Here is a 26,009-nt window from a genome sequence, read left to right as displayed (position 1 = left end):
GTCTCCCTCAAGGGGTGCGTACGGCTTCCTTCTGCCAGGCCTGCTGGAAGGCGAACCGCGCCGCCTCCACCTCGTGCCGCTGGTCGGCGTGCAGCACACCGAGCGCGTACGCCGTCGCCGGCGCGATGCGCGGGGTGCGGGCCGCCGACGCCGCGGCGGACGCCGCCTCCGCCGCGTCCCGGTGCCGGTTGAGCGCCTGGCCGGCACCGAGCAGGCGTACGTCGAGGGGGCACTCCCCGTGGTGCAGGACCTCACGGGCGTAGCGGTGCAGCCGCAGCAGCAGCCGGACCTGGTGCCAGGGCGCGTCCTGCGGCTGGGGAGCGGTGTCGGCGGAGAGGCCGTGCACGAGGGCCTCCGCGTTGTAGGGGTGGCCCGCGGTGACCAGCGGCAGCGCGGTGACGGCGTCGGTCAGCCGGTCCTGGGCCGCGGCGGCCAGCGGACGCAGGTCGGCCGAGTCCGCGGACGGGGTCAGCGGGACCTCGCTGGCGAGTACGGCGACGCTGTCGGCGACGGCGTGGAAGCGGGAGGAACCGAGCGCCTGGAGGGCCGCCGAGTGGGCGCGGGTCCGCGCGAGCGTCAGCTGGCGGTCGAGGAGCGCGCCGGCCTTCGCGGCGCCGACGGTCAGACTGCCCTTGGGGGCCGCGGCCGGGGCCCGTCCGGCCTGGGCGGGCAGCGCGGCCGTGCCCGACAGCCGGTTCAGCGCGCCGAGCAGCCGCTCCAGGCGTGCGGCATAGGCGTGTTCGCGCGCCAGCGTGCCCGACAGCCAGGCCAGTTCGGGCCGCATCCCTTCCGACCAGTCCGCGTCGAGCAGCGGCCGGAAGGTGTGCAGGCTGCCGCTGATGCGGCGGGCGGAGCGGCGCAGGGAACGCGCCGCGTCGCCGGACCCCCCGGCACCGCTCGCCGCGGCACCGGTCTCCCGGTGCTGGCGCAGTGAGCGGAGGAACTCCGTGGCCTGGGCCCGCAGATAACCCGCCAGGGCGTCACCGATGGGGGCACCTCCCTCGTCGAGGGGGGCCGGGGCTGCCCTGGGGACCGTCCCGGCCGCGGAGTTGGTGGGGGGATCAAGGTGCTGCTGTGCCACGCCGGCGCCTCCGGGCGTCTATGAGCATCTCCTGGACGTTCCGCAGGGGCTGGCCATCCGCGTCGGTCGCGTGTCGGGTCCACTCGCCGTCGGGGCCGAGGTGCCAGGAAGCCGTGGTGTCGGACATGCCGGTCTCCAGCAGCCGGTTGAGGGCTGCCCGGTGAGCCGGGTCGGTGACCCTGACCAGGGCCTCGATCCGCCGGTCGAGGTTGCGGTGCATCATGTCGGCGCTGCCGATCCACACCTCGGGTTCGCCGCCGTTGCCGAAGGTGAAGACCCGGGAGTGCTCCAGGAAGCGGCCGAGGACCGAACGGACCCGTATGTTGTCGGACAGGCCCGTGACGCCGGGGCGGACGGCGCAGATTCCGCGCACCCATATGTCGACCGGCACGCCGGCCTGCGACGCGCGGTACAGCGAGTCGATGAGTGCCTCGTCCACCATCGAGTTGACCTTGATACGGACGAAGGCGGGACGCCCGGCGTTGTGGTGCTGGACTTCCTTGTTGATCCGCGCGATCAGGCCGTCGCGCAGGGACTTGGGAGCGACGAGCAGACGGCGGTAGGTCTCGCGGCGCGAGTAGCCCGAGAGCCGGTTGAAGAGGTCGGAGAGGTCGGCGCCGACCTGCGGATCGGCGGTGAGCAGCCCCAGGTCCTCGTACAGCCGGGCGGTCTTCGGGTGGTAGTTGCCGGTGCCGACGTGGGAGTAGCGGCGCAGGGTGTCGCCCTCCTGCCGGACCACGAGCGACAGCTTGCAGTGGGTCTTAAGACCGACGAGGCCGTACACCACGTGGCAGCCGGACTCCTCGAGCTTCCTGGCCCACTTGATGTTGGCCTGCTCGTCGAAGCGGGCCTTGATCTCGACCAGGACGAGGACCTGCTTGCCGGACTCGGCCGCGTCTATCAGCGCGTCCACGATCGGCGAGTCGCCGGAGGTCCGGTAGAGCGTCTGCTTGATGGCGAGCACGTCCGGGTCGGCCGCGGCCTGCTCCAGGAACGCCTGCACGGAGGTGGAGAAGGAGTCGTAAGGGTGGTGCAGCAGGACGTCGCGCTCGCGCAGCGCGGCGAAGATGTCGGGCGGGGACGCCGACTCGACCTCCGCGAGATCGCGGTGGGTGCCCGCGATGAACTTGGGGTACTTCAGCTCGGGCCGGTCCAGGGCTCCTATGCCGAAGAGGCCGGTGAGGTCCAGGGGACCCGGCAGCGGGTACACCTCGGCCTCGGAGATCTTCAGTTCGCGTACGAGGAGATCGAGGACGTACCGGTCGATGGACTCCTCGACCTCCAGGCGCACCGGCGGACCGAAGCGGCGCCGCATGAGCTCCTTCTCCAGGGCCTGGAGAAGGTTCTCGGCGTCGTCCTCCTCGACCTCAAGGTCCTCGTTCCGGGTGAGCCGGAAGGTGTGGTGCTCAAGGACCTCCATGCCCGGAAAGAGCTCTTCCAGGTGGGCCGCGATCACGTCCTCGATGGGGACGTAGCGGTTCGGGGAGGCCTCCAGGAAGCGGGAGAGCAGCGGCGGGACCTTGACGCGTGCGAAGTGGCGGTGGCCGCTGACCGGGTTCCGTACGACGACGGCGAGGTTCAGGGACAGGCCCGAGATGTACGGGAAGGGGTGCGCGGGGTCGACCGCCAGCGGGGTCAGGACCGGGAAGATCTGGTGCCGGAAGAGTGTGAAAAGGCGGGCCTGTTCCTTCTCGGTCAGTTCGCTCCAGCGGACCAGGTGGACGCCCTCCTCCGCGAGCGCGGGGGCGACGTCCTCCTGGTAGCAGGCCGCGTGCCGGGCCATGAGTTCGCGCGAGCGGGCCCAGATCATCTCCAGTACCTCGCGGGGCTGGAGGCCCGACGCGGACTTGGTGGCGACACCGGTGGCGATACGGCGCTTCAGGCCGGCCACCCGGACCATGAAGAACTCGTCCAGGTTGCTGGCGAAGATCGCCAGGAAGTTGGCGCGCTCCAGAAGGGGTGTGTTCGGGTCCTCCGCGAGTTCCAGAACGCGCTCGTTGAACGCCAGCCAGCTGCGCTCACGGTCCAGGAACCGGCCTTGCGGCAGCATGATCCCGTCCTGCACCGTGTCCTCGTACTCGTCGAGGTCGGCGTCGAGGTCGGGCTCCAGGTCGGAGACGTTGGCCGCGACGGTGTGCGGACGATGCGCGGCGATGGAGCCGACGGAGGGCTGCGGGTGCTGCACGGGTGCCTGGGCGCTTGGCTGGTTCATGGACCCATTCTTCCGTGCCGAAGGCGAGACCGGCGCGTCGGAGAGGGCGGGTGCCAGCGCGGCGATGCGGAAATTCCCGTTCCGCATGACTGGCGTACGCTCACTCCCCGTCGACGGTGAGGACTCGTTCTCCGGCGGGGGAGAAGGCTCGGGCACGGCGGGCTGCATTCCCTGAGCGTCGCAAGGTCACCTGAATCGATGGTTACGAGGACATGACGTGCGGGCTATCGGGGGGCGGCTCCCGGACGTCTGCACGCCCGGGAACCGGGTACGCACCCACCCCCGTGAGGTGCGTACCCGCCGCGGCTGCCGCGGGTCACGGAGTGCGACGGCGCAACAGGGTGAAGGCGGCGGCGGTCGCGAGCCCGGCGACGGCCAGGAGCAGACCGCTCTCCACGAGCTGGAGGGGCCAGAAATGGGACTCCGGCTGATAGGTCGTCCAGAAATCGGTCAGCCCCGTCCGCTTCACACACCTCCCGAGGGCTGCGGCGCTGTCCGTTCCGACGCAGGCCATGTTGGTGCTCAGCCGCTCGCCGTCGCCGGTGACGGCACCGTGTTCGAGGACCAGGGCGCCGTGTGGGAACTGGAGTGCGGCCCGTCCGGTGGTCGTCTCGGCAGGCCACAGGCTCATCCGGAACCTGTCCAGCACCTCGTGCAGGACGTATGCCGCGGCGAGGGCGGCCGCGGCGGCGGGCAGGGCCCTGCGCAGGGCCAGGCCCGCGAGTGCCCCGAGGGCGAGGCCCGCGAGGGCGTACGCGACGGCCACCGGCCCGGAGGAGACGAAGACGTTCGTGATGAACCAGCCGCCGGACAGGTCTCCGTTCCCGGCACGGCGGGTCCAGTTGGCGAGCAGAGACGCCATTGTGGTGCCCGCCGTCAGCAGGACCGCGGGGACGGCGAGCCTGGCGGCGAGCCAGCGCGCCGGGGTGACGGACTGGGTCCACGCCAGCTGAGCGGTGCCGTTCTCCAGCTCGCGGCCGGTCAGCACGGCACCCGCCCAGACCGCGACCGCGTACATCAGATACGTGACACAGGCGGAGACCAGGGCCAGGCCATAGGCGTAGATCCTGTCCGCCGCGGTCTCCTCGACGAATCCGCAGTCCGTCAGGAAGTCCGACGCGTAGCAGTCGCCGGCGGCCGCGCGGGCGTCGCCACCGATGGCGTGCATCCAGATCAGGGCCGCCACGACGGTGAGCAGGGCGGCGCCCCAGACGTACAGGGCCGTGCGGTGCAGGCGCAGCACGGTCCAGGTCAGGCCGGACGGGCGGTACGGGCGGTACGGGGCCGGGCCGGACGGGCGTCGGCCGGTCAGGGTGCTCATGAGGTGGACGTCCTCCTCAGCACGCCGAAGGCGACGGCGACCAGGATCGCGGTGGCGGCCAGCAGGACACCGGCCTCCAGGAGCTGGCGGGGCCAGTAGTCGGGGGAGGGGAGGTACTCGCGGGTGAAGCCGACGACATCGTGCCGGGCGAGACAGGGGCGGCTCTCATAGCAGCCCGGGTCGCGGATCTCCGCGCCGGTGGAGGTGATCGCCCGGCTGCGGACGGACAGCTCGGGCTGCTGGTAACTGCCCTGGAAGGGCCAGGAGTTGGCGCGGAACGCGATGACTGCGGACTGTGCGAGACCGGCGACGGCGAGGGCGGGCAGGGTGCGGCGCAGCACGAGACCGGCGAGAGCGCCGACGGCCAGACCGAAGAGCGGTGCGGCAACGGTGCCCGGGCCGAGGGCGAAATACAGGGCGCGCGGTCCGATGCCGGCCAGCAGGAGGTTGCTGTGGGCGGACCACAGCATCCTGTAGAGCGCGACCAGCAGGCCCGTGCCCACGGTGATGAACAGCGCGGGCACCGCCAGTTTGGCGGCGAGCCAGCGGGCCGGGGTGACGGACTGGGTCCAGGCCAGCTGGGCGGTGCCGTTCTCCAGTTCGCGGGCGATCAGCGAGCCGCCCGCGAAGACGGCGACGGCGAACGAGGCGATGTTGAGCAGGGAGGCCGGGTCGTAGAAGAGGTCGTTGTAGGTGCTTGAGAAGGGAGAGCCCAGGGTTCCGGCGGACCAGGCGTCCTGTTGCACGCCCGCGTAGCCGAACGTGTCGAGAAGACGCTGCGTGTGGCCGGCTCCGGGGCCGTACAGCCACAGCATCAGGCCGGCGGTGAGGACCACGAAGGCGGTCCAGATCCACAGCGCGGTGCGGTGCAGCCGCAGGACCGTCCAGACCAGGCCGCGCGGCCTGGGCAGAGCGCGGCGTACGGGGGACGTGAGGGTGGTGGCGCTCATCGGGTCACCGCCGCGGGGGTCGCGGTCGTGCCGGGCGTGAGCAGCGCCGGGGCCGAGGGGCAGCGCAGATGGGCGAGGAGCAGCTCCTCCAGGGACGGTGGCCCGGACTCCCAGCGATCGTCCACCGGCCCGTCGTTGCGTATCAGGGCGGTGAGACCCCGGCCGGTGGCGCGGGACTCGACGACGAGGTGCGGTGCGAGGTCGGCGGGGGTGCCGCGTCCGGTCACCACGGTGTGCGCGAGGAGCAGGTCGTCCAGGCCACCGCCGAGCCGGATGCGTCCGCCGCCCAGGAGCAGCAGGTGATCGCAGGCGTCGGCGAGTTCGGCGACGATGTGCGAGGACATCAGCACCGTGGTCCCGCGCTCGGCGGCGTCCGCCATCAGGGTGCCCAGCAGTTCGTGGCGGGCCAGCGGGTCCAGGTCGGCCATCGGCTCGTCCAGCAGCATCAGGTCGGGCCGCTTGCCCAGCGCGAGGGCGAGTGCCACACGGGTCCGCTGGCCGCCGGACAGCCTCCTGACCCTGGTCCCGGGGTCGAGCGAGCCCTGTTCCACGATCGCCGCGGCGTGCGAGGCGTCCCAGCGGGCCGGATTGAGTTCGGCGCCCAGACGCAGGGTCTCGGCGATCGTGAGCTGGGGGTGCAACGGCTTGTTCTGGGAGAGGTAGGCGATCCTCTCGCGTGCCTCGGCCGGGCCGGTGCCCAGCACGGTGAGCGTGCCGGAGGTGGGCCGCAGCAGTCCGGCCGCCGCCGCCAGCAGCGTCGACTTGCCCGCGCCGTTGGGGCCCACCAGGGCGCTGACCCGCCCGGCCGGCAGGCGGAACGAGCAGTCGTCCAGCGCTGCTGCGGAGCGCCGGCCGTAGCGCACGGTGAGACCGTGCGCCTCGACGGCGACGGTGGATCGGGTGGTGCTGGTGGAACTCACTGGTCCCCCTTCGGGAATTGTGCGTCGAGTACGGAGCTGAACAGCGCTGCCACGTCCTCGCGGTCCAGGCCCGCGGTGCGGGCGCTCCGGGCCCAGGCCTCGAGCTCTTCGCGCAGGGGCGAGTCCGCCGGGGCGGCGCCGAGCGTTCTGCGGACGAAGGTGCCGAGGCCGCGCCTGGCCTCGACCAGGCCCTCGCGTTCCAGCTCGCGGTAGGCCTTCAGGACGGTGTTCGGATTGATGGCGGTGGCTTCCACGACCTCGCGGGCCGTGGGGAGCTTGTCGCCCGGTTCGAGGAGGCCGAGGCGCAGGGCCTGCTTCGTCTGCTGGACGATCTGGACGTAGGTGGCGACGCCGCTGCGCCGGTCGATGCGGTACGCGACCACTCGGACAACCACCCTTTCACTAATTGAGTAGTGAAAGGGTGGTGCAAGGGGGTGGCCGCCGTCAAGTCCGTGACGTCCGGACGGTGTTGCGCCGACGGTGGATCCGGTCGTCCACCAGGCATGAAGGGGCGTTCCGAAATTCTTGGCCGAGGAGTGAACCGATCGGCAGGGCTCGTCCGATGAGGGGGTGTGAGGGAAATGAGAAGCGACGGAGAGCTGCTGCGGGCCATCGCAGCGGACGGGGACCGTCGCGCCTTCGAAGAGCTGTACCGGCGGTACGCGCCATGGCTGACCGCGCGGCTGCGCGGCCGGTGCGCCGACGCCGGGATCGTCGACGACGTCGTCCAGGAGACCTTCCTCGCGGTCTGGCGCGGCACCGCCCGCTACCGCGAGGAGGGCGACCCGGCCGGCTGGCTCTGGCGCATCGGCTCGAGACGGCTCGTCGACTCGATGCGCGGTGACGGCGCGCGCGGCAGGCTCCGGAATGCGCTGGCCCGGCTCCGGCACCGCGACGAGGCCTCGGCCGAGGAGCGCGTGCTGGCAGGCGTCGAGCACGGCGACCTGGCGGGCGCGCTCACCAGACTCTCGCCCGAACTCCGGGCGGTTCTCCAGGCCACGGTGATCGACGGGCTCAGCACCCGGGAAGCGGCCGTCCTGCTCGGTATTCCGCCGGGCACGGTCAAGACGCGGGCACTGCGTGCGCGCAAGCAGTTGCGGGAGGCGTTGGCATGAGCGACGACCGTCGCGGAAGCGATGGCAGCGACACGAGCGGCGGCAGCCGCACGGCCTGGCATGTGCCGGAGGAGGACCTCCGGGCCTATACGCGAGGCGACCTGGCGCCGCCCCGCCTGTGGTCCGCCGACACCCACCTCGCCGCGTGCGCGCGGTGCCGCGGGGCGCTGGCCGCGTTCAGCGACCCGGCAGCCCTCGACGCCGGGTGGGAGCGGCTCGACGCCGAGCTGGACGCCCCGCGGCCGGGCCCGGTCGAGTGGCTGCTCGTCCGGCTCGGCGTCCCCGACCACACGGCGCGGCTGCTGGCCGCCGCCCCCGTCCTGCGCCGCTCCTGGCTGGGCGCGGTCGCCGCCGTCCTGGTCATGACCGTGGCCGCGGCCAACGCGATGCAGGCCCCGAGCACACCCACCCTCTTCCTGGCCCTCGCACCGTTGCTCCCGCTCGCCGGGGTCGCGCTGTCCTACGGTCCGGCGCTCGACCCGACCTACGAGATGGCGGTCGTCTCCCCCATGCACGGCTTCCGGCTCCTGATGATCCGCACGGTCGCGGTCCTCGTCGTGGGCCTGGGGCTCAACGGCCTCGCGACCCTCGCCCTCCCCGCCTACGGCCTGCACGCCCTCGCCTGGCTGCTGCCGGCCCTCGCCCTCACCGCGACCGGCCTCGCGCTCACCTCCCGGCTCGGCCCCGTTCTCGGCCCCTCCCTGGTCGGCGGCGGCTGGATCGCCCTGCTGGCCGTGGCCCGGGCGACCACGGAGTCCGACGCCACGCTCGCCCCGTTCACCGTGGCCGGGCAGGGCGTCGCCGGGGCCGTCGCGGCACTGGCCGCCGGACTCCTCTATCTGGCGCGGGACCGGTTCGACGCGTCGCGCCTCCCGCTCACCGACTTCACCGACAGGAATGCCGCATGATCCCCACCGTCTCCGCCTCCGGGCTGACCCTCCGCTTCGGAGGGACGCTCGCCCTCGACGACGTCTCCGTCCGCCTCGGTAAGGGAGTCACCGGACTCCTCGGGCCCAACGGCGCCGGAAAGACCACCCTGTTGCGGGTGCTCGCCACCGCCGTGCCCGCCGACCGGGGTTCCTTCACCGTCCTCGGACACGACCCGGGCACCACCGCCGGACGCATGGACGTGCGGCGCTCGCTGGGCTACCTGCCGCAGACCCCAGGGTTCCACCAGGACTTCTCGGCCTTCGAGTTCGTCGACTACGTGGCGATCCTCAAGGAGCTCACGAACCGCACCGCGCGGCATCGCGAGGTGCGCCGGGTGCTGGAGGCCGTCGCCCTCTCCGACGTGCGCGGCAAGCGCATCAAGAGACTGTCCGGCGGGATGCGCCAGCGGGTCGCGCTGGCCGCCGCGCTCGTCGGAGATCCGGGATTCCTCGTCCTCGACGAGCCGACCGTCGGCCTCGACCCCGAACAGCGCATGCGCTTCCGGGAGCTGATCGCCCAGGCGGGAGAAGGCCGCACCGTCCTGCTCTCCACCCACCAGACCGAGGACGTCGCGATGCTCTGCCACCGGGTGATCGTCATGGCCGCCGGCCGCATCCGCTTCGAGGGCACCCCCGCCGAGCTGACCGTACGAGCGGCCGGCCGGGTGTGGAGCAGCACGGAGCGCGATCCGGCAGCCAGGGCCGGATGGCGTACGGGCACGGGCGCCTTCCGCAATGTCGGCGACCCGCCCGAGGGCGCCGAACTACTCGAACCAACGCTGGAGGACGGCTACTTGCTCACTCTCGACGGCCAGCCCGCGGAGGTGGCGGCATGAGCGCCACCACGGGCACGATCGCGCAGGCGGCTTCCACGGGGGTGGAGCCGCCTGCGCGGGACCGGGAATCCCGGGCGGGCGCGATCCTGGCCCTCGCCCGCTTCGAAGCACGCGAACTGCTGCTCCAGATCCCGATCCTGGTCTTCCTCGCGCTGTACGTCGGCTACACCGGCTGGACACTGTTCAACGGCCGCGAGGACATGGACGAGTTCCCGGTCCTCCATGACGTCGACCGGTCCACCCAGGGAGCCCCCATACTCCTCGGCATCGCCCTGTTCGTCGGCGTCAACCGCGCGGTGCTGCGCTCCCGCCGGCAGTCCACCGACCGGCATTTCGACGTCCTGCCCATGGAGCCGTGGCGGCGTACGGTGGCGCACGCGCTGTCCGTGCTGCCGTTCGTCGCGATCACCGCACTGGTCGTCGGCTTCCAGTTCACCTGGTCGGCGCTGAAGCCGGGTGCCGTCGGCCACGGCTCACCCGCCGAACTGGCCGTGGGCCCCTTGGTGATCCTCCTGGCCGGGGTCCTCGGCGTCCTGCTCGCCCGGCTGATCCCGGTCGGGTTCATCGCACCGCCCTTCGTGATCGGCGCCTACGCCCTCACCATCATGGCCTCCGCGTCCACGCAGGGAACGCACTGGGTGCGCTGGCTCGGACCGGTCGTCTCCGACGAGGGCGCCGACCCCTTCCCCTCCGAGCTGCTGGGCCGCCCGGCCGCCTGGCACGCGCTCTATCTGACGGGCCTCGCGGTCCTCCTGCTGTGCCTCGCCGTGCTGGTGAGCGGTGGCGGGACACGCCTGGTCCAGTCGATGGCGGTGGTCGCCCTCGCGGCGACGGCCCTCGGCGTGGTGGGACAGTCCCCCGACGAGCCGGCCTCGCTGCTCGCGGCCCGCACCAAGGCGTCCGCGACCCCGGAGAAGGTGCAGACCTGCGTCCGGCACGGACGGTCCACGTACTGCGCGTACCCGGAGTGGACCGGCCGCATCGCCGACTGGGCGGAGGCCGTCGACCGCATCCAGTCCCGCGCGGGGGGTTCGGCCGGGGGCCGTCGGCTGACCGTGCGCCAGCTGATCGACGCCCGGTACGGCCTCCAGAGCGACGCCGCGGTACCCGCGTCCACGACGCCGGGCGCCGTGACGGTCGGCACGCGCTGGGGCGGCAATCGCCTTCCCGAGTTCGCCGTCGGCGTCGCCTCGGTCCTGGTCGCGGGCGACCAGGACAGCGCCGGTGAGATGTGTGACGCCCGCGTGGTGACCACCATGTGGCTGGCGCTCAGCACACAGCCGGACCCGATGAAGGCCCTCCGCAGCGTCCGGCTCGACGACACCATCGAGGGCTCCGCCATCGCGCTGACCCCCACGGAATCCGTCTCCATGTCGGCCCAGCAGACCACGGTGGTGCGCGAGTTGCTTCAGAAGCCGCACTACGGCGTCGCCGCCAAGGTGAAGGCCCACTGGACGGAGCTGACGTCCGGGAAGTCGTCCACGGTCCGGGTGGCCGAGCTGCTCGGAGTGCCGGTCGGAGGCAAGGGGACCGCGGCGGACAAGAGGAGCGGATCGTGCGAGGAGTAGCGGGGAGCACGGGGGAGAAGGGGGAGGACGCCGGCGTCGCCTCCGGAGCGAGGGCGGTCGCCAACCGGGCCCGGGACGGCGCCGGGGCCATGTCGCCCACCTTGCCCACGGGGTCCACATCGCCCACGGGGTCCGCGGGTTCTCTGAGTCCGGCAGGTCCGGCAGGTCCCGGAGGTCCGGCCGCAGGTTCCACAGGGCCCGCAGTGCCCACAGGTTCTACGGGTTTCACGGGTTCCACCGGTTCTGTGCCGCTCGGCGGGCGGTCGCCCGCGTACGTCGTGGCTCTCGCCCTTCTCCGCCCCGTGTGGCGGGGTCTGCCCCACAGGTCCCTGGCGACGGGAGCCGCCCTCGGGCTGCTGCTGGCCGGCGCTCCGCGGATGCTCTCCGGTCCGGCCGACCCGTGGCTCTGCCTCAACCTGCTGCGGGCCGCCGCGCTCGCCTTCGGGCTGGGCCTGGCGTTCCTGCTGGACGATCCGGCCCGGCACACCACGGCGGCGGTGCCGACCAGGCGTCCGGTGCGGACTGGACTGCGGGTGGGGCTCGTCGTGCCGTTCATGGCGGCGTGGTGGACAGCCGCGCTGTTCCTCATACCCGGCGAGGGCAGGCCCCCGGTGGGCGCGATCACCCTGGAGGCATCCGCCTTCGTCGTCCTCGCGCTGGCCGGCGCGCTCCTCGCCGTGCGGCACTCGGAAGCCACCGAACCGGGCATCGCGGTGTCCGCCGGACTCGTGGGCGTGTCCTTCGCCGCCGCCCTGCTGCTCCCCGACCGCTGGGCGCTCTTCGTGGCGACGTCCGACCCGGACTGGGGCGACGCGCACCGGCGCTGGGCGGGCGTGCTGGTCGTGGCGGCGCTGACGGGGGCGTGCTCCCTGACCGAACCCCTGCGGCGGCGCCGGACAACCCTCCTTGCCCACCGCTGACTTCGGCTCCCGGAGCGGCGCCCGCGCGGCGGGCGGTCAGGACTCCGTTCGGTACATCAGGTCCGTCTCGTGGGTGACGAAGCCGAGACGCTCGTAGACGGCGACCGCCGCCTTGTTGTCGGCGTCGACGTAGAGCATCGCGGTGGGCATCCCCTGGGCGGCGAGGTGGCGCAGTCCGATCGTGGTCAGCGCCTTGCCGAGGCCGCCGCCCTGGGAGCCGGGGCGCACACCGAGGACGTACACCTCGCCCAGCCCCTCCTCGGCGTGGACCTTGGTCCAGTGGAAGCCGACGAGTTCGTCGCCACGGAAGGCGAGGAAGAAGCCGGCCGGGTCGAACCACGGCTCGGCCGTCCGGTCGTCCAGGTCGCGCTGGGTGAGGGAGCCCTGCTCGGGGTGGTGGGCGAAGGCCGCGGCGTTCACGGCGAGCCAGGCGGCGTCGTCCCGTCCCGGCACGAAGGCCCGGACGATCACGCCTCCCGGCAGCTTCTGCCTGGGCAGGTCGAGGCCCTCCAACGGGCGGCGCATCTGGCGCAGTTCGCGGAAGAGGGTGAGGCCGAGGACCTGGGCGAGATGCCGGGCGGCGGAGTGCCCGCCGTGCGCCCACACCCGCAGCCGCTTCCCGGACTCGTGGAGCATGGCCGACCCGAGCGCCCGTCCGTGCCCGTGCCCCCGGTGCGCCGGGTGGACGACCAGTTCGGCGGCCGGGGCCTCGACCGGGTCGGTGTCCTCCAGCTGCGCGTAGCCGACCAGTTCGTCGCCGAGGGTCAGCAGCAGGTGCCGGACGCCCTCACGGCTCCCGCCCTTCAGCTGAAGCCGCCCCTGCTCGGACACCGCCTGCTGACCGTCGGTCCGGGCGGCCTCCGCGAGCAGCCGGAGCACGTCCTCGGCCTGATCCGGGGTGAGGACGGAGTAGGTCTCGATGGAGCGGGAGAGGGCGAAGGGTGCCGCGTCGTCGCTGGTCATGGATACGAGGGTACGGCTCGGTGGTGGGGGGACAAGGAGTTGGGCGGGGTGGACGTGGATCGTGGCGGAGAGGGAAAAGCGGGGAGGGTGGTGACGTGCTCGTCGGTCTCCGGTGAGGCGATGGCAATCAGTCCGTAACCCCGAACCCCCTTTTGCGCTACGCGCGTTGATTCTAAAGTGCGTGCAAAAGCCACGGCTGTCACTCGGCCCGCACGGTTCGCCCAGCACGCACCCACGTGCGGGCCGGGCAGATCGATCGCACGCACCATGTGCGGACCGGCCGTCGGCACAGTCCGCACCACCTGGGGGGCCCGCACACCACGCACCGCGTGCGGGGCCGGCAGTTCGCACAGTCCGTACCACCCGCGAGTCCCGTACAGCCCGTACCGCCCGCGAGTCCCGCACCACCCGCGGTCCCGCACAGCACGCACCATCCGCGGGGCCCGACAGCCCGCACCGCACGTACCACCCGCTCGGCTCGCGCACGTCGCACCGCTTTCGTATCTCACCGTTCTCCAGGGGGAACCATGCCGCCCACGTTCCGGCACAGACGCACGCATCGCCTCCTCGCGGCAGCCGCCGGCCTCGCCACCGTCGGTGCGCTGGCCGCGGCGATGCCCGCGAGCGCGCACCAGGACAAGGCGACCCCGCTGCACCACCACGGCAGCGGCCGCTACCAGGACGTCCAGCTGCTGTCCTTCAACGACCTGCACGGCAACCTGGAGCCGCCGACCGGTTCCTCCGGCCGGGTCACGGAGCTGGCGGCGGACGGTACGACGAAGACCATCGACGCCGGTGGCGTCGAGTACCTGGCCACGCATCTGCGCAACGCCCGCAAGGACAACAAGTACTCGATCACCGCGGCCGCCGGTGACATGGTCGGCGCCTCCCCGCTGATCTCCGGCCTCTTCCACGACGAGCCCACCATCGAGGCGCTCAACGGACTCGACCTCGATGTCACTTCGGTCGGCAACCACGAGTTCGACGAGGGCGCCAAGGAGCTGGCCCGGCTCCAGAAGGGCGGCTGCCACCCGACGGACGGCTGTTACGGCGGCGGCAAGAAGTTCGGCGGCGCCGACTTCCCCTACCTCGCGGCGAACGTCAACGACGAGAAGACCAAGAAGCCGATCCTCAAGCCCTACTGGGTGTGGAAGAAGAACGGCGTCAAGGTCGGCTTCATCGGCGTCACGCTGGAGGGCACGCCGAACATCGTCTCCGCCGAGGGCGTCAAGGGCCTGAAGTTCGGCGACGAGGTCGAGACGATCAACAAGTACGCCAAGGAGCTCCAGCGCCAGGGCGTGAAGTCGATCGTCGCGCTGATCCACGAGGGCGGGGCGCCCGCGTCGACGGCGTACAACTACGACTGCGACAGCCCGGGCGCCGGTGACGGCATCTCCGGGCCGATCGTCGACATCGCCAAGAACGTCACGCCGGCCGTGGACGCGCTGGTCACCGGCCACACCCACCAGGCGTACGCGTGCACCATCCCCGACCCGGCGGGCAAGCCCCGCATGGTCACCTCGGCCTCCTCATTCGGCCGGCTCTACACGGACACCACGCTGACGTACGACCGCCGGACCGGTGACATCGCCCGTACGGCGGTGAAGTCCGCGAACCATGTGGTCACCCGTGACGTCGCGAAGGCCGCCGACATGACGTCGCTCATCACCAAGTGGAAGACGCTCTCCGCGCCGGTCGCCTCGCGTCCCATCGGCTACATCGCGGGCGAGATCGGCAACGCGGGGACCGAGTCCCCGATGGGCGACCTGATCGCCGACGCGCAGCTCGCGTACGCCAAGTCGGTCGACGCCGAGGCCGACCTCGCGGTGATGAATCCGGGCGGCATCCGTGCCGGGCTCACGTACGCGGCGAGCGGCGGTGAGGGCGACGGGGTGGTGACCTTCGGCGAGGCGTACACGGTCCAGCCCTTCGCGAACACCGTCAACCTGGTCGACCTCACCGGCGCCCAGGTGATCACGGCACTCCAGCAGCAGGTCAGCGGCGCCAACGAGGCCGCTCCGAAGATCCTCCAGATCTCCAAGGGCCTCACCTACACGCTCGACCTGACCAAGACCGGCGCGGCGCGTGTCGTCGCCGACTCGGTCAAGCTCGACGGCACGGCGATCGATCCGGCCGCCACCTACCGCGTCGCGATGAACTCCTTCCTCGCGGGCGGCGGCGACGGCTTCGCCGAGCTCGGCAAGGGCACCAACGTCCGTGTCGGCGGCGACGACCTGGCGGCCCTGGAGACCTACCTGACGGCCAACTCCTCGGTCGCGACGCCGTACCCGGTCCCGGCGGCGAACCGGATCACGGTCGTCAAGTAGCCACTTCGGCGGATCGGGCCGCGGAAGCACCGCGGCCCGAGACGCTGGAGGGGAAGCGGATCGGGCCGCGAAGGTGACGCGGAACATGACCCGCGGAACATGACCCGCGGACCGTGAAGCAGACAGTGAAGTTGATCGTGAAGTTGATCGCATACGGGCGGTAGCGGTTGCGGGCAGGGGCGGTGCGCATGGTCGGATGAGACGATGCGTACCCCCCACCGCATGACAACGCATCCTTGTCCGAACCCGTACGAAGAACTGGGCGCCCTCGATGACGGAGGGCCGTTGGAGGAGTGCCTCCACGAGGACCGGCCGGCGGACGAGCCGTGGCGAGAGCCGGCGGAAGAACCGGACGACGGCTGGTCCCCGCCCAACCACCGCCGCGGCAGCAGGCGCCGCCGCAAACGCCTCGCCGGACTTCCGTTCGCGGTGAAGGCGACCGCACTCGTCCTGTCCCTCACCGCGTTCCTCGCTCTCGCCGACCGCTGGGCGCTGCTGTACGCCGAACACCGGGCGGCGGACCGGGTCAAGGACCAGCTGCATCTGACCGCCGCGCCCGAGGTCGAGATCGGGGGCTTCCCCTTCCTCACCCAGGTCGCCGGCGGCCGGCTGGACTCCGTGAAGGTGACCGTGCCCGACGTGGCCGCCGACCGGGTCTCCCTGGCGAAGGTGTCGGCCACGGCGACGGACGTACGGCTCGACGGCGACGGCCCGACCAGCGTGCGCGGCGCCCGTATCCCCCGGCTGCAGGGTGAGGTGCTGCTCTCCTTCGACGACCTGAACCGTGAACTGGGCGCGTCGCAGGTGACGTTCACCGGACACGGCCGCGACCGGGTGCGGGCGCGAGGCACCCTGCCCGTCGCCGGGCACGATCTGTCGCTCCGGGCCGACGCGCGCATCCGGCGTGACGGCGCCCGCGGCATCTCCACCCGCATCGGCGGAATGCGCCTGGACATCGGCGACTTGGCGACGTACCGCCCCGGCGTGCGCGCCTCGGAGGGCCTCCACCTCACCCGGGCCACGGCCGACCGGCTCGGCGAGGAGACCGCGAAGGCGCGGGCCCTCCTCTCCGTGCCGTCGATCGTCCGCCGGCTCGGTGTACCCGACGCGGCGGTGCGCGCGGCGCTGCGCGACGACACGAAGCTCGCATCCCTGACGGGAGCGCCCGCCTTCGTCCACCGGGCGATGCGGCTGAACCTTCTCGACGTGGCGGTGGCCCACCCGGAGCTCCTCCGGCGGCTGGGCTTCGACCCGACCCTGCTCAAGGGCCTGACCCGTCTCACCCGCCCCGTTCTCGCCGACCGGCTCTCGCTGGGATTCCGGCTGCCGCGCCCGGCGGACGGGGCGGTACGGCTGCGGGACGTTCGGGTGGAGCGGGACGGGATACGGGTCGAGGTGTCGGGCGAGGACCTGCGACTCGGGCACTGAACGGGCGACGGTGAGTTCAATTGCCCCGACAATTATCCTGGCAATTACCTCGGTAAATTCCAGGTGAGTTCGGTCATAAAATCTGTGTGAGTGGTGGATGGGTTCCGGAACTGGTCTGAGAATTCGTTTCAGTCGTAATTCATCGAGGTCTCAGCCGATTCGTTCATTTCCGGTTTCGAGGTCCCGTAGTGTTTTCCATGTCGAAAGCGAACAGCGCGAACGGCAAAGGGAATTCACCCGCACGGAAGAAGGAGAACCCATGAGCTTCCACAAGATCGTCCCGGTCAAGAAGCAGCACAAGGACGCTCCCAAGCGGGCCGCCAAGCCGGCGCCGAAGCCCGCCGCCAAGAAGGCCGCCGCCCCGAAGCGGCGCCCGGTGGGCCGTCAGGGCCGCTAGCAGCCACCACGAGGCGGGGCCCCGGAATTATCCGGTGCCCCGCCTCGGCCATGTCCGGATCACGGCACACGATTACGTGTCATGGTCCGGACGGAAAAGGGAGTTGAATCTGCATGCGGGAAGTCAGGGAGGCGTTCGCGCGCTTCTGGCCGCTGACACGCGGAGACCGTAAATGGCTGGTGCTGATCATCGGCTGCGTGATCGTGGCGGCACTCGCCGAGACCGCCTCGATCCTGCTCTTCGCGGAACTCACCGACCACGCCTTGAAGGCGGGGTCGCTGTCCGCGTTCTGGGGACCCGCCGGGGCCTGGCTCGGCGTCGCCGTACTCGGCGCGCTCGTCGGCTTCCTAGGCAACTCACTCGCCGTATGGACCGCGGAGAGATTCGTCCTGAGGCTGCGGGCGGGCGTCTTCCGGCACGTCCAGGATCTGCCGCCGCACTTCTTCCAGAAGCACCGCCGGGGCGACCTGGTCGAGCGGCTCACCGGAGATGTCGAGGCCATCGAGCAGATGGTCGTCTCGGGTGTGGTCGGCACGGTCTCCGCGGCCTTCTCCGCCGTCTTCTACGCCGCCGCGGCCCTCTGGCTGCGCTGGGACCTCGCCCTCGTCACCTTCGTCCTCGCCCCGCTCTTCCTCGTCGCGGCCCGCCGGTTCTCCGGGCGGATCAGGACCGCGGCCCGGGAGGAACGGGCCGCCGACGGCGCGATCACCTCCGTCGTCGAGGAATCGCTCGCCAACGTGGTGCTGACACAGGCGTACAACCGGCGCGGCGCCGAGGAGAAGCGGCTCGACCGCGAGGCGCGCGCCTGGATGCGGGCGTCCGTGCGCGGGGCACGGGCGAGCGAGATGTACGAGCAGTTCGTCGAGGTCGTCGAGACGTTCTGCGTGCTCGCCGTGATCGGACTCGGTGCCTGGGAGATCTCCCAAGGGCGCATGTCGCTCGGGCAGCTGCTCGCCTTCGCGGCCTTCCTCGGGTACCTGTATCCGCCGATCCGCAATCTGGGGCAGCTCGGGCTCACCCTCACCGCCGCGACGGCGGGCGCCGAACGGCTCCAGGAGATCCTGGACGCGGAGCCGGCGGTCACGGACCCCGCCGAACCCGTCCCCGCCTGGCCCGTACGCGGCTGGGTCGCCTTCCACGGCACGTCGTTCCGCTACCCGGGCGCCGAGCGCAACTCCCTGCACGGGGTGACCTTCACCGCGGGACCCGGCGAACTGGTCCTCGTCACCGGCCCGAGCGGCGCCGGGAAATCGACGCTGTCCAAGCTGCTGACCCGCTTCTACGACCCCACGGCGGGCGTGATCAGCCTGGACGGCGTGCCGCTGACCGACGTATCCCTTCCGTTCCTGCGCGAGAGCGTGGCGCTGCTGCCCCAGGAGACCCTGATCCTGCGCGGCACGATCCGCGAGAACATCGCCTGCGGACGACCGGGAGCCGCTCCCGCCGACATCGAGCGCGCCGCCGTCGACGCCGTCGCGCACGAGTTCATCAGCGCCCTGCCCGAGGGGTACGACACCGAGATCGCACCCGGCACGGCCACGCTCTCCGGAGGCCAGCTCCAGCGCATCGCCATCGCCCGCGCCATGCTGCGCGGCGCACCCGTCCTGGTCCTCGACGAGCCCACGGCCGGGCTCGACTCGGTGGCCGCGCGCAGGGTGGTGCAGCCGTTGCGCCGGCTGATGGCGGGCCGTACGACCATCATGATCACGCACGATCTGTCGCTGGCGCCCGACGCGGACCGGATCCTGGTCGTGGACGGCGGACGCCTGGTGGAGGCCGGCACCCAAGACGAACTGATGGCACACGACGGCATGTACGCGCGCCTGGCAGCACCGACACCGACACCGACACCCGTGAAGGCCCCGACTCCCATCCCTGCTTCGACTCCTGTACCGGCCTCGACCCTGACCTGACACGGCGGACGAACGAACCCCGTGAGACGAACGAGCCCCCACCCGGAGTCGGGTGGGGGCTCGTTCGTGGGAGTGGCTGCTACGGCATCTCGGGCGGAGCCGTCGAAGCCCCCGGAAGCCGTACGGTCGCGACCGTGCCGCCGCCGTCCGCGGAATGCAGCGACACCTCGCCGCCGGACTGCTGGACCGTGCGGGCCACGATGGACAGGCCGAGGCCCGAGCCGGGGAGGGCCCGCGCGTCGGGGGAACGCCAGAAGCGGTCGAAGACGTGCGGGAGTTCGTCGGTGGGGATGCCGGGGCCGTGGTCGCGCACGGTCAGCTCGCCGTCCTTCAGCCGGACGTCGACCGTGCCGCCTCCGGGGCTGAACTTCACCGCGTTGTCGAGGATGTTCACGATCGCCCGCTCCAGTGCGGAGGGCTCCGCCCGGACGTACCAGGGCTCCAGATCGGCCGTGATCGTCAGTTCCGGTCCGCGGAGCCGGGCCCTGCGCAGGGCCGCCTCCACGGTGTCCTGGAGTGCCACGACCTCCATGCGGTCGGCCGGGTTCCCCGCGTCCGACCGCGACAACGTCTGAAGGTCGCCGATCAACGCCGCGAGCTCGGTCATCTGCGCGGTCACCGAGGCGAGCAGCGCCTTGCGGTCTGCCGGGGGGATCGGGCGGCCGATCTCCTCGCTGCGGGTGAGGAGTTCGATGTTCGTACGGAGCGAGGTGAGCGGCGTCCGCAGTTCGTGCCCGGCGTCGGCGATGAGCTGCTGCTGCAACTCGCGGGAGCTGGCGAGGGAGGCGGTCATCGAGTTGAAGGAACGGGAGAGCCGGGCGATCTCGTCGTCGCTCTCCTCGTCCACGGGGATGCGGATGGTGAGGTCCTCGGTCCGGGCGACGTGCTCGACGGCGTCGGTCAGCTCGTCGACGGGCCGGAGACCGGCGCGGGCGACCCAGAGGCCCACGGCTCCGGCGCCGACCACTCCGATGCCGGAGACGAGAAGCAGGACCAGCGCCAGGTCGTTGAGCGTGGACTGGGTGCTCTTCAGAGAGACGGCGATCATGAGACCCACGTTGGGGCTGGGCTGCCCATCGGCCCTGGTGGTGGCCAGCGGCTGAAGCATCACGCGCACCGCGTTGCCGTCCTGGTCGGTGCCGTCCCGGAAGTAGGACTTGTTGAGCTCGCCGCTCTTGATCGCGGTCCTGTCGGACTGGGTGACCTTGACCTTGCCGATGGAGTTTTCGAGGACGCAGGCTGTTCCGTTTTCCTTGACCACCTGGAGGTAGTTGTTCCGGAAGGGGGGAACAGTGTTGTCCGGTTTCGCGGTGCAGTAGTTGAGAGCGCTGAGGATCGCGGGTCCCGGGGCTCTCATGCCCCTCTGCAGATCGTTGTCGACCTGCTCGTACAGCTTCCCCTGCACGATGAACCAGCAGGTGACCGAGACCGTCGCCACCCCGAACGCCACGGCCGCGGCCACCAGAAGAGAAAGCCGGGCCCGGATGGGCAGGGACCGGAACCGGCGGAGCACCTTTCTCACTCCGCGCCACCGGACCGCAGTACGTACCCCACGCCCCGCACCGTGTGGACCAGGCGCGGCTCGCCGCCCGCTTCCGTCTTGCGGCGCAGGTACATGACGTACACGTCGAGCGAGTTCGACGACGGCTCGAAGTCGAAGCCCCAGACGGCCTTCAGGATCTGCTCGCGGGTGAGGACCTGGCGCGGGTGGGCCAGGAACATCTCCAGCAGGGTGAATTCGGTGCGGGTGAGTTCCACCGGGCGTCCCGCACGGGTGACCTCGCGCGTCGACAGGTCCATGCGCAGGTCGCCGAAGGTCAGCGCGTCGTCCTCGGGGACGGCACCCGTCGACGCCGCGTACGAGCTGCGCCGCAGCAACGCCCGGATGCGGGCGAAGAGTTCGTCGAGCTCGAAGGGCTTGACGAGGTAGTCGTCCGCCCCGGCGTCCAGCCCCGTGACGCGGTCGCCGACCGTGTCACGGGCCGTCAGCATGAGGATCGGCGTGGTCGTGCCCGCGCCGCGCATCCGGCGTGCCGCCGTGAGGCCGTCCATGCGGGGCATCTGGATGTCGAGGACGACCAGGTCGGGCTGGTAGGCCGTCGCCTTCTCCAGGGCGTCCGCACCGTCGACCGCGACCTCGGTGTCGTACCCCTCGAAGGCGAGGCTGCGCTTGAGTGCGTCGCGCACGGCCGGCTCGTCGTCGACGATCAGGATGCGCTGGGTGTCACGGTCGCCTTCGGCGGAGCTCATGGGTGTGGGTTCCTCGAGTGGGATGGGTCGCGATCGGGTGCTTTCAGCCTCGCACGTTCCTGGCTGTCCCGGAATGGATCAGCTTCGTACGGTACGGCGGTGGGCGGCGGCCCGGTGTGTGGCGGGCCGGGAGACGGCGGGAGCCAGTTCCGGGGCCCGCCGCGCGGGCGCGTGCAGCTCGCGGGCGACCGCGAGGGCGAGGCGGAGTGCGGCCGGGTCGCCGTCCCTGTCGGAGGCGGAGTGCGCGACGTGCTGGATCATCATGGCGACCTCCGGGGTCAGCTGTCGGAACCGCCGGCCCGCAGCGCGGCCAGGTCGGACTTGACGGTGTTGATCGGGATGGCGAAGCCGAGGCCGACGCTGCCCGCGCTCGACGAGGACGAAGAGGAGTCCGAAGCGGCCGAGTACATCGCGGAGTTGATACCGACGATGTTGCCGTTCATGTCGATCAGGGCGCCGCCGGAGTTGCCCGGGTTGAGCGAGGCGTCGGTCTGCAGGGCCTTGTACGTCGTCGTGGAGGAGCCGGTGTCACCGTTGAACTCCCGGCCGCCGAACTCGAACGGCCACTGGCCGCTGCCGCCGCCCTGCTGTTGCTGCTGGCCCTGGCTCTCGTCGGTGGAGACGGTCACGTCACGGTCGAGCGCGGAGACGATTCCGCTGGTGACGGTGCCGGTCAGGCCCTCGGGGGAGCCGATCGCGACGACCTGGTCACCGACCTGGACGCCGTCGGAGTCGCCGAGTGTCGCGGTCTTCAGCCCGGACGGCACGTTCTCCAGCTTGATCAGCGCGAGGTCCTTCTTGCTGTCGGTGCCGACGACCTTCGCGGTGTACGACTTGCCGCTGTTCAGCCGCACCTTGATCTCGGAGGCGCCCGAGATGACGTGGTTGTTGGTGATGATCTCGCCGCCGGTCGTGATGATCACGCCCGAGCCGGTGGACGAGCCCGCGTTCGAGGTCGCGCTGATCTCGACGATGCTCGGGCTGACCGCCTTCGCGACGCCGGAGACCGTGCCCTTCTGGCTGGTGGGCACCACGCTGGTGCTGGTGCTGCTGGAGGCGACCGTGTCGTTGCCGGTCAGCTCCTGGAAGCCGTACGCGGTGCCGCCGCCGATCGCCGCCGCGACGATCGCGACGGCGGCGAGCAGGGCGAACGGGCCCTTGGCGCGCCGCTTGGCGGTGGCGGGGGCAGCGGGCTCCTGCCCGCCGGGGACCGTGGCGAACACCGCGGTGGACCGGGCGCCGTCGGGCTCGGGGTAGCCGGCGTACGGGCCGGCGCCGTGGCCGCCGTTCCCGCCGTCACCATGACCGGAGCCCGGCCACACGGTGGTGCCCGGCTCGACGTGGACCGGCGGGACCGGGGCGTATGCCGGCGGGGCGGGCCACTCGGGGTTCACGGGGGTGGAGGGGTGCGACTGCTGCTGGGGGTACGCGGACCCGTGGTCGTCGCCCTGGGGGTACTCGCCGCTGCGGCGGAAGCTCTCGGTCATGAAATGAGACTGTCCCCCGATCATGAGAGCTCCCTGAGTGGTCCCTGAGAAGCCCGACAGAACCTCGTATGCCCGATATAAAGGAGCTTCCTGTGAGCTTCCGGTGCGTTCGCGGCCGGCTCCGGGTGGTGCTCGTCGGCTGCTCCCTGTGGTGTTCGCGGCCCGCTCCCGTCGTGCTCGTGGCCGCCTCCCGGCACGTCGGAAACAGCGGGTTGCGCCCGGGTGATGTCACGGAAGGGCGGGGGCGAACACTTGCCCGACCGCTGTGGAGGCCGTGTGTTCAGGGGCGGGTGGTGCCTACGATCTCCGGGCCGGAGGGGGGCTCCGCGGTTACGCCCGATGTCGATGCAAGCGATTGCCGTCGTCGATCGGGCCGGTGCGTCGTATGCCCTTCTCGGGCCCCTGACGAAGACAGCACACGCACCCATCCCAGGAGTCCTGAGTGATACCTGCCCTGCGCGACCGCTGGAGACGCCCCGTCACGGCGTTGCCGGCGGCCGCTCTCGCGCTGGCGCTGACCTGCGCCGGCGCCCTCGCGGCGCAGCCCGCCACCGCCGCCGACAATCCGGCCGGACTGTCCGACGCGAGCGTCGCCCGGTCCGCGGCGGCGCCCGCGCCGACCGCCTCCGACAAGGAGCTGCGCCACCGTGTCGTCGAGGCCGCCAAGACCCAGGCGACCCCCGACACCGCGCCCAAGAAGACGCCGTTCATCATCGGCGGCGGCGAGACGACGATCTCGTCCGCGCCGTGGATGGTCCAGCTCTCCTACTACGACAGCACGGCCGGGGTCGGCTACTTCTGCGGCGGCACCCTCGTCGCCCCGAACAAGGTCCTGACGGCCGCGCACTGCGTCGCCGGTCTGGACTGGGTGGACAACGGCGCCGTCGTCGCCGGTGCCACCGGCCTGCTGGACGACACCAACGGCACCGTCGCGGGCGTCCACCGCCAGTGGAACCACCCGCACTACGACGCGACGACCATCCAGAACGACATCGCGGTCCTCACCCTGGACCGCCCGCTGGAACAGCAGTGGACGAAGCTGGTGGCCGCGGGCGACAGCGCCTCGTACAAGACCGGCAACTCCGCCACCGTCTACGGCTGGGGCCTGACCTCCGGTGCCGAGGACGCCGACCTGTCGGCGAACCTGCGCAAGGTCACCCTGCCGCTGGTCGCCGACTCCACCTGCAACACCGCGATGCGGTCGGTCCTCGGCGAGGACGACTTCGTCGAAGGCTCGATGTTCTGTGCGGGCACCCCGGCGACCGGCACCGACGAAGGCACCAAGAGCCCGTGCAACGGTGACTCCGGCGGTCCGGTGATCGTCGGCGGCAAGGTCGTCGGCATCGTCTCGTGGGGTGTCTCCGGCTGCACCGCGAAGGGCGCCTACCCGGTGTTCACCAAGGTTTCCTCGTACACCTGGGCCGCCCAGCCCCGCATCGACGACACGGACCTGACCTTCGACGGCCGGGCCGACCTGCTGGAGCGCACGCCCTCCGGCGGCCTGTTCGAGCAGGACAGCAAGGGCACCTCCCTCGCCGCCCGTGCCTACCAGGGCAACGGCTGGCAGAGCGCGAGCTGGATTCTTCAGGCCGACCTGGACCGGGACTTCTTCCAGGACCTGATCGTCCGCGACAAGGGTGACGGCAAGCTGTACCGCAGCTACCTCAACCACGGCTCGGGCGAGTTCGAGTGGATGCAGATCAGCTCGGTGTGGGGCGGCTACAAGTCCTACGCCATCCCCGGCGACCTGACCGGTGACTCCCGTCCCGACCTGGTCGCGGTGGACTCCGACGGTTCGGTCTACCTCTACCCGGGCAAGGGCACCGGCCAGTTCTACGGCCGGGTCAAGATCGTCGACAAGGCGTGGAAGAACGTCAGGATCTTCGGCCACGGCGACCTGTCCGGCGACGGCCGCGCCGACCTGCTGGTCCGCAACAGCTCCGGCGTCCTGTACCTCTACCGGGGTACGCAGGTCGAGAAGACCCCGTTCGCCGCACGCGTCCAGGCTCGTACGGGCTGGAACTTCACCTCGTACGTGGCCAACGGCGACATGACCGGCGACGGTATCGCCGACGTCCTCGCCCGCGACTCGGGCGGCACGCTCTGGCTCTACCCCGGCACCAACAAGGCCTCCAGCAGCCTCTTCGGCACCCGGAAGAGCCTCGGCACCGGCTTCAACCAGTACAACCTGCTCTTCTAGTTCCTGCCGTTCCCGCCGTTCCTGTCCTTCTTGTTCTTCCTGTTTCTTTCTGTTCTTTCTTCCCTCGGGAAACAGAGATCCCCGCGTCCCGTCAGGGGCGCGGGGATCTCCGCTGTCCGGCTGTCCGTATGCGTGGTTCGTGTGGCGTCGTCGGCCGGGGGCCTACGCGCAGCCGCAGGACTGGCGTACCACCAGCCGCGAGGGGAACAGCTTCAGCCGCTCGCGCCGGGAGCCGGCCACCCGCAGCCCGTCGTCCAGGACGAGGTCCACGGCCGCGCGGGCCATCGCGGAGCGGTCCGATGCGATCGTTGTCAGAGGAGGGTCGGTCAGGGCCGCTTCCTTGACGTCGTCGAACCCGGCGACGGCCAGTTGCTCCGGCACGTCGATGCGCAGTTCGCGCGCGGCACGCAGGACACCGATCGCCTGGTCGTCCGTGGAGCAGAAGATGGCCGGCGGCCGGTGCGGCCCGGCGAGCAGTTCCAGGCCGACCTTGTAGGCGTCGTACCGGTTGTACGGGGCCTCGAAGAGGCGTCCCTCGGTCGGTTTGCCGGCCTCCTGCATGGCGCGCCGCCAGCCCTCGACGTGGTCGGAGACGGGGTCGCCGACGGCGGGCGTCTCGGCCGTACCGCCGAGACAGGCCACGTACTCGTACCCGTGCTCCAGAAGGTGCCGGGTGGCGAGCTGGGCGCCCCCTATGTCGTCGGTGACGACGGCGACGTCGTCGATCGCCTCGGGGCGCTCGTGGAGGAGCACCACGCGGGCGTCCCAGGCGTCGATCTCGGCGGCCGCGTGGTCGTTCAGCGCGTGGCTGACGAGGATCAGTCCGGAGACCCGCATGCCGAGGAAGGCGCGCAGATAGTGCACCTCGCGCTCGGCGATGTAGTCGGAGTTGCCGACCAGGACCATTTTTCCGCGCTCGGCGGCGGCCTGTTCGACGGCGTGCGCCATCTCCCCGAAGAAAGGCTGGCGTGCGTCCGGCACGATCAGGCCTATGAGCTCCGTCTTCCGCGAGGCCATGGCCTGGGCGACCCGGTCGGGCCGGTACCCCAGCTCCTTGATCGCGGCGAGAACGCGCTCGCGCGTGGCCGGGGCGACCGGCCGGGGTCCGTTGTTGATGACATAGCTGACGACGGCGGTGGAAGTACCCGCCAGTCGCGCCACATCATCCCGAGTCACCTTGGCCACGCGCGGA

At 71.3% G+C, this 26,009-nt stretch carries 22 protein-coding genes; 10 read left to right on the top strand and 12 right to left on the bottom strand.

What is annotated here, in order from left to right; translation table 11 throughout:
* Window positions 1-7 precede the first annotated feature (7 nt).
* From ACWD68_RS13510 to ACWD68_RS13485, 6 genes are all read right to left on the bottom strand, one after another.
* Window positions 8-1,081, bottom strand: coding sequence for a CHAD domain-containing protein (locus ACWD68_RS13510; protein WP_451806573.1), 1,074 nt, complete (start codon window positions 1,079-1,081; stop codon window positions 8-10).
* On the bottom strand, window positions 1,062-3,293 hold the full coding sequence (locus ACWD68_RS13505; protein WP_451806572.1) for an RNA degradosome polyphosphate kinase: 2,232 nt from the start codon (window positions 3,291-3,293) through the stop codon (window positions 1,062-1,064). Before ACWD68_RS13505 ends, ACWD68_RS13510 begins: the two co-directional genes overlap by 20 nt.
* Window positions 3,294-3,609: 316 nt before the next feature.
* On the bottom strand, window positions 3,610-4,614 hold the full coding sequence (locus ACWD68_RS13500; protein ID WP_451806571.1) for a hypothetical protein: 1,005 nt from the start codon (window positions 4,612-4,614) through the stop codon (window positions 3,610-3,612).
* Window positions 4,611-5,564: a hypothetical protein gene (locus ACWD68_RS13495; RefSeq protein WP_451806570.1), complete on the bottom strand. Its 954-nt coding sequence runs from the start codon at window positions 5,562-5,564 to the stop codon at window positions 4,611-4,613. The genes ACWD68_RS13500 and ACWD68_RS13495 overlap by 4 nt, the downstream gene beginning before the upstream one ends.
* On the bottom strand, window positions 5,561-6,484 hold the full coding sequence (locus ACWD68_RS13490; RefSeq protein WP_451806569.1) for an ABC transporter ATP-binding protein: 924 nt from the start codon (window positions 6,482-6,484) through the stop codon (window positions 5,561-5,563). The genes ACWD68_RS13495 and ACWD68_RS13490 overlap by 4 nt, the downstream gene beginning before the upstream one ends.
* Window positions 6,481-6,867 (bottom strand): GntR family transcriptional regulator, encoded by a 387-nt coding sequence (locus tag ACWD68_RS13485; RefSeq protein WP_451806603.1) that lies wholly within the window; start codon window positions 6,865-6,867, stop codon window positions 6,481-6,483. The genes ACWD68_RS13490 and ACWD68_RS13485 overlap by 4 nt, the downstream gene beginning before the upstream one ends.
* A 189-nt stretch (window positions 6,868-7,056) precedes the next feature.
* Here ACWD68_RS13485 and ACWD68_RS13480 point away from each other — a divergent pair, with 189 nt between their 5' ends.
* From ACWD68_RS13480 to ACWD68_RS13460, 5 genes are all read left to right on the top strand, one after another.
* A complete protein-coding gene (locus ACWD68_RS13480) occupies window positions 7,057-7,599 on the top strand; it encodes an RNA polymerase sigma factor (protein ID WP_451806568.1) in 543 nt (180 codons plus the stop codon).
* On the top strand, window positions 7,596-8,507 hold the full coding sequence (locus tag ACWD68_RS13475; RefSeq protein ID WP_451806567.1) for a zf-HC2 domain-containing protein: 912 nt from the start codon (window positions 7,596-7,598) through the stop codon (window positions 8,505-8,507). Before ACWD68_RS13480 ends, ACWD68_RS13475 begins: the two co-directional genes overlap by 4 nt.
* Complete coding sequence (locus ACWD68_RS13470; protein WP_451806566.1) at window positions 8,504-9,364, top strand: ABC transporter ATP-binding protein; 861 nt, start codon at window positions 8,504-8,506, stop codon at window positions 9,362-9,364. Before ACWD68_RS13475 ends, ACWD68_RS13470 begins: the two co-directional genes overlap by 4 nt.
* Window positions 9,361-10,932, top strand: coding sequence for an ABC transporter permease (locus ACWD68_RS13465; protein WP_451806565.1), 1,572 nt, complete (start codon window positions 9,361-9,363; stop codon window positions 10,930-10,932). The genes ACWD68_RS13470 and ACWD68_RS13465 overlap by 4 nt, the downstream gene beginning before the upstream one ends.
* Before the next feature lie 203 nt (window positions 10,933-11,135).
* Window positions 11,136-11,852, top strand: coding sequence for an ABC transporter (locus ACWD68_RS13460; RefSeq protein ID WP_451806564.1), 717 nt, complete (start codon window positions 11,136-11,138; stop codon window positions 11,850-11,852).
* 36 nt (window positions 11,853-11,888) lie between these two features.
* Here the strand turns inward: ACWD68_RS13460 and mshD are convergent, their stop codons facing one another.
* Window positions 11,889-12,815 carry a mycothiol synthase gene (gene mshD / locus ACWD68_RS13455; protein ID WP_451806563.1) on the bottom strand — a complete coding sequence of 309 codons (927 nt, stop codon included), beginning with the start codon at window positions 12,813-12,815 and terminating at the stop codon, window positions 11,889-11,891.
* Window positions 12,816-13,342: 527 nt separating this feature from the next.
* Here mshD and ACWD68_RS13450 point away from each other — a divergent pair.
* From ACWD68_RS13450 to ACWD68_RS13435, 4 genes are all read left to right on the top strand, one after another.
* Window positions 13,343-15,142, top strand: a complete 1,800-nt coding sequence (locus ACWD68_RS13450) for a bifunctional metallophosphatase/5'-nucleotidase (protein WP_451806562.1) — start codon at window positions 13,343-13,345, stop codon at window positions 15,140-15,142.
* Between the two features lie 204 nt (window positions 15,143-15,346).
* Window positions 15,347-16,570 carry an LmeA family phospholipid-binding protein gene (locus tag ACWD68_RS13445; protein ID WP_451806561.1) on the top strand — a complete coding sequence of 408 codons (1,224 nt, stop codon included), beginning with the start codon at window positions 15,347-15,349 and terminating at the stop codon, window positions 16,568-16,570.
* 259 nt (window positions 16,571-16,829) lie between these two features.
* Window positions 16,830-16,967, top strand: coding sequence for a hypothetical protein (locus ACWD68_RS13440; protein ID WP_266760200.1), 138 nt, complete (start codon window positions 16,830-16,832; stop codon window positions 16,965-16,967).
* Between the two features lie 113 nt (window positions 16,968-17,080).
* Complete coding sequence (locus ACWD68_RS13435; RefSeq protein WP_451806560.1) at window positions 17,081-18,880, top strand: ABC transporter transmembrane domain-containing protein; 1,800 nt, start codon at window positions 17,081-17,083, stop codon at window positions 18,878-18,880.
* Between the two features lie 79 nt (window positions 18,881-18,959).
* Here the strand turns inward: ACWD68_RS13435 and ACWD68_RS13430 are convergent, their stop codons facing one another.
* From ACWD68_RS13430 to ACWD68_RS13415, 4 genes are all read right to left on the bottom strand, one after another.
* Window positions 18,960-20,402: a HAMP domain-containing sensor histidine kinase gene (locus ACWD68_RS13430; protein ID WP_451806559.1), complete on the bottom strand. Its 1,443-nt coding sequence runs from the start codon at window positions 20,400-20,402 to the stop codon at window positions 18,960-18,962.
* On the bottom strand, window positions 20,399-21,130 hold the full coding sequence (locus ACWD68_RS13425) for a response regulator transcription factor (protein ID WP_451806558.1): 732 nt from the start codon (window positions 21,128-21,130) through the stop codon (window positions 20,399-20,401). The genes ACWD68_RS13430 and ACWD68_RS13425 overlap by 4 nt, the downstream gene beginning before the upstream one ends.
* Window positions 21,131-21,208: 78 nt before the next feature.
* Window positions 21,209-21,394, bottom strand: coding sequence for a hypothetical protein (locus tag ACWD68_RS13420; protein WP_451806557.1), 186 nt, complete (start codon window positions 21,392-21,394; stop codon window positions 21,209-21,211).
* A 14-nt stretch (window positions 21,395-21,408) separates the two neighbouring features.
* On the bottom strand, window positions 21,409-22,617 hold the full coding sequence (locus tag ACWD68_RS13415) for a S1C family serine protease (protein WP_451806556.1): 1,209 nt from the start codon (window positions 22,615-22,617) through the stop codon (window positions 21,409-21,411).
* A 442-nt stretch (window positions 22,618-23,059) separates the two neighbouring features.
* Between ACWD68_RS13415 and ACWD68_RS13410 the strand changes: the two genes are divergently transcribed.
* On the top strand, window positions 23,060-24,817 hold the full coding sequence (locus ACWD68_RS13410; RefSeq protein WP_451806555.1) for a trypsin-like serine protease: 1,758 nt from the start codon (window positions 23,060-23,062) through the stop codon (window positions 24,815-24,817).
* A 162-nt stretch (window positions 24,818-24,979) separates the two neighbouring features.
* Here the strand turns inward: ACWD68_RS13410 and ACWD68_RS13405 are convergent, their stop codons facing one another.
* Window positions 24,980-26,002 carry a LacI family DNA-binding transcriptional regulator gene (locus tag ACWD68_RS13405; RefSeq protein ID WP_451806554.1) on the bottom strand — a complete coding sequence of 341 codons (1,023 nt, stop codon included), beginning with the start codon at window positions 26,000-26,002 and terminating at the stop codon, window positions 24,980-24,982.
* Window positions 26,003-26,009: the final 7 nt, after the last annotated feature.

The sequence above is a fragment of the Streptomyces sp. NPDC005141 genome (genome assembly GCF_053599975.1).
The sequence above is the reverse complement of the archived record's forward strand: the minus strand, read 5'-3'. Positions and strand labels throughout refer to the sequence as shown.

What these genes read in the sequence shown, in the direction of transcription:
- ACWD68_RS13505 (WP_451806572.1), bottom strand. Translation starts at nt 3,293, where the DNA reads ATGAACCAGCCAAGCGCCCAGGCACCCGTGCAGCACCCGCAGCCCTCC.
- ACWD68_RS13500 (WP_451806571.1), bottom strand. Translation starts at nt 4,614, where the DNA reads ATGAGCACCCTGACCGGCCGACGCCCGTCCGGCCCGGCCCCGTACCGC.
- ACWD68_RS13495 (WP_451806570.1), bottom strand. Translation starts at nt 5,564, where the DNA reads ATGAGCGCCACCACCCTCACGTCCCCCGTACGCCGCGCTCTGCCCAGG.
- ACWD68_RS13475 (WP_451806567.1), top strand. Translation starts at nt 7,596, where the DNA reads ATGAGCGACGACCGTCGCGGAAGCGATGGCAGCGACACGAGCGGCGGC.
- ACWD68_RS13470 (WP_451806566.1), top strand. Translation starts at nt 8,504, where the DNA reads ATGATCCCCACCGTCTCCGCCTCCGGGCTGACCCTCCGCTTCGGAGGG.
- ACWD68_RS13465 (WP_451806565.1), top strand. Translation starts at nt 9,361, where the DNA reads ATGAGCGCCACCACGGGCACGATCGCGCAGGCGGCTTCCACGGGGGTG.
- mshD (WP_451806563.1), bottom strand. Translation starts at nt 12,815, where the DNA reads ATGACCAGCGACGACGCGGCACCCTTCGCCCTCTCCCGCTCCATCGAG.
- ACWD68_RS13450 (WP_451806562.1), top strand. Translation starts at nt 13,343, where the DNA reads ATGCCGCCCACGTTCCGGCACAGACGCACGCATCGCCTCCTCGCGGCA.
- ACWD68_RS13445 (WP_451806561.1), top strand. Translation starts at nt 15,347, where the DNA reads ATGCGTACCCCCCACCGCATGACAACGCATCCTTGTCCGAACCCGTAC.
- ACWD68_RS13440 (WP_266760200.1), top strand. Translation starts at nt 16,830, where the DNA reads ATGAGCTTCCACAAGATCGTCCCGGTCAAGAAGCAGCACAAGGACGCT.
- ACWD68_RS13435 (WP_451806560.1), top strand. Translation starts at nt 17,081, where the DNA reads ATGCGGGAAGTCAGGGAGGCGTTCGCGCGCTTCTGGCCGCTGACACGC.
- ACWD68_RS13425 (WP_451806558.1), bottom strand. Translation starts at nt 21,130, where the DNA reads ATGAGCTCCGCCGAAGGCGACCGTGACACCCAGCGCATCCTGATCGTC.
- ACWD68_RS13420 (WP_451806557.1), bottom strand. Translation starts at nt 21,394, where the DNA reads ATGATGATCCAGCACGTCGCGCACTCCGCCTCCGACAGGGACGGCGAC.
- ACWD68_RS13415 (WP_451806556.1), bottom strand. Translation starts at nt 22,617, where the DNA reads ATGACCGAGAGCTTCCGCCGCAGCGGCGAGTACCCCCAGGGCGACGAC.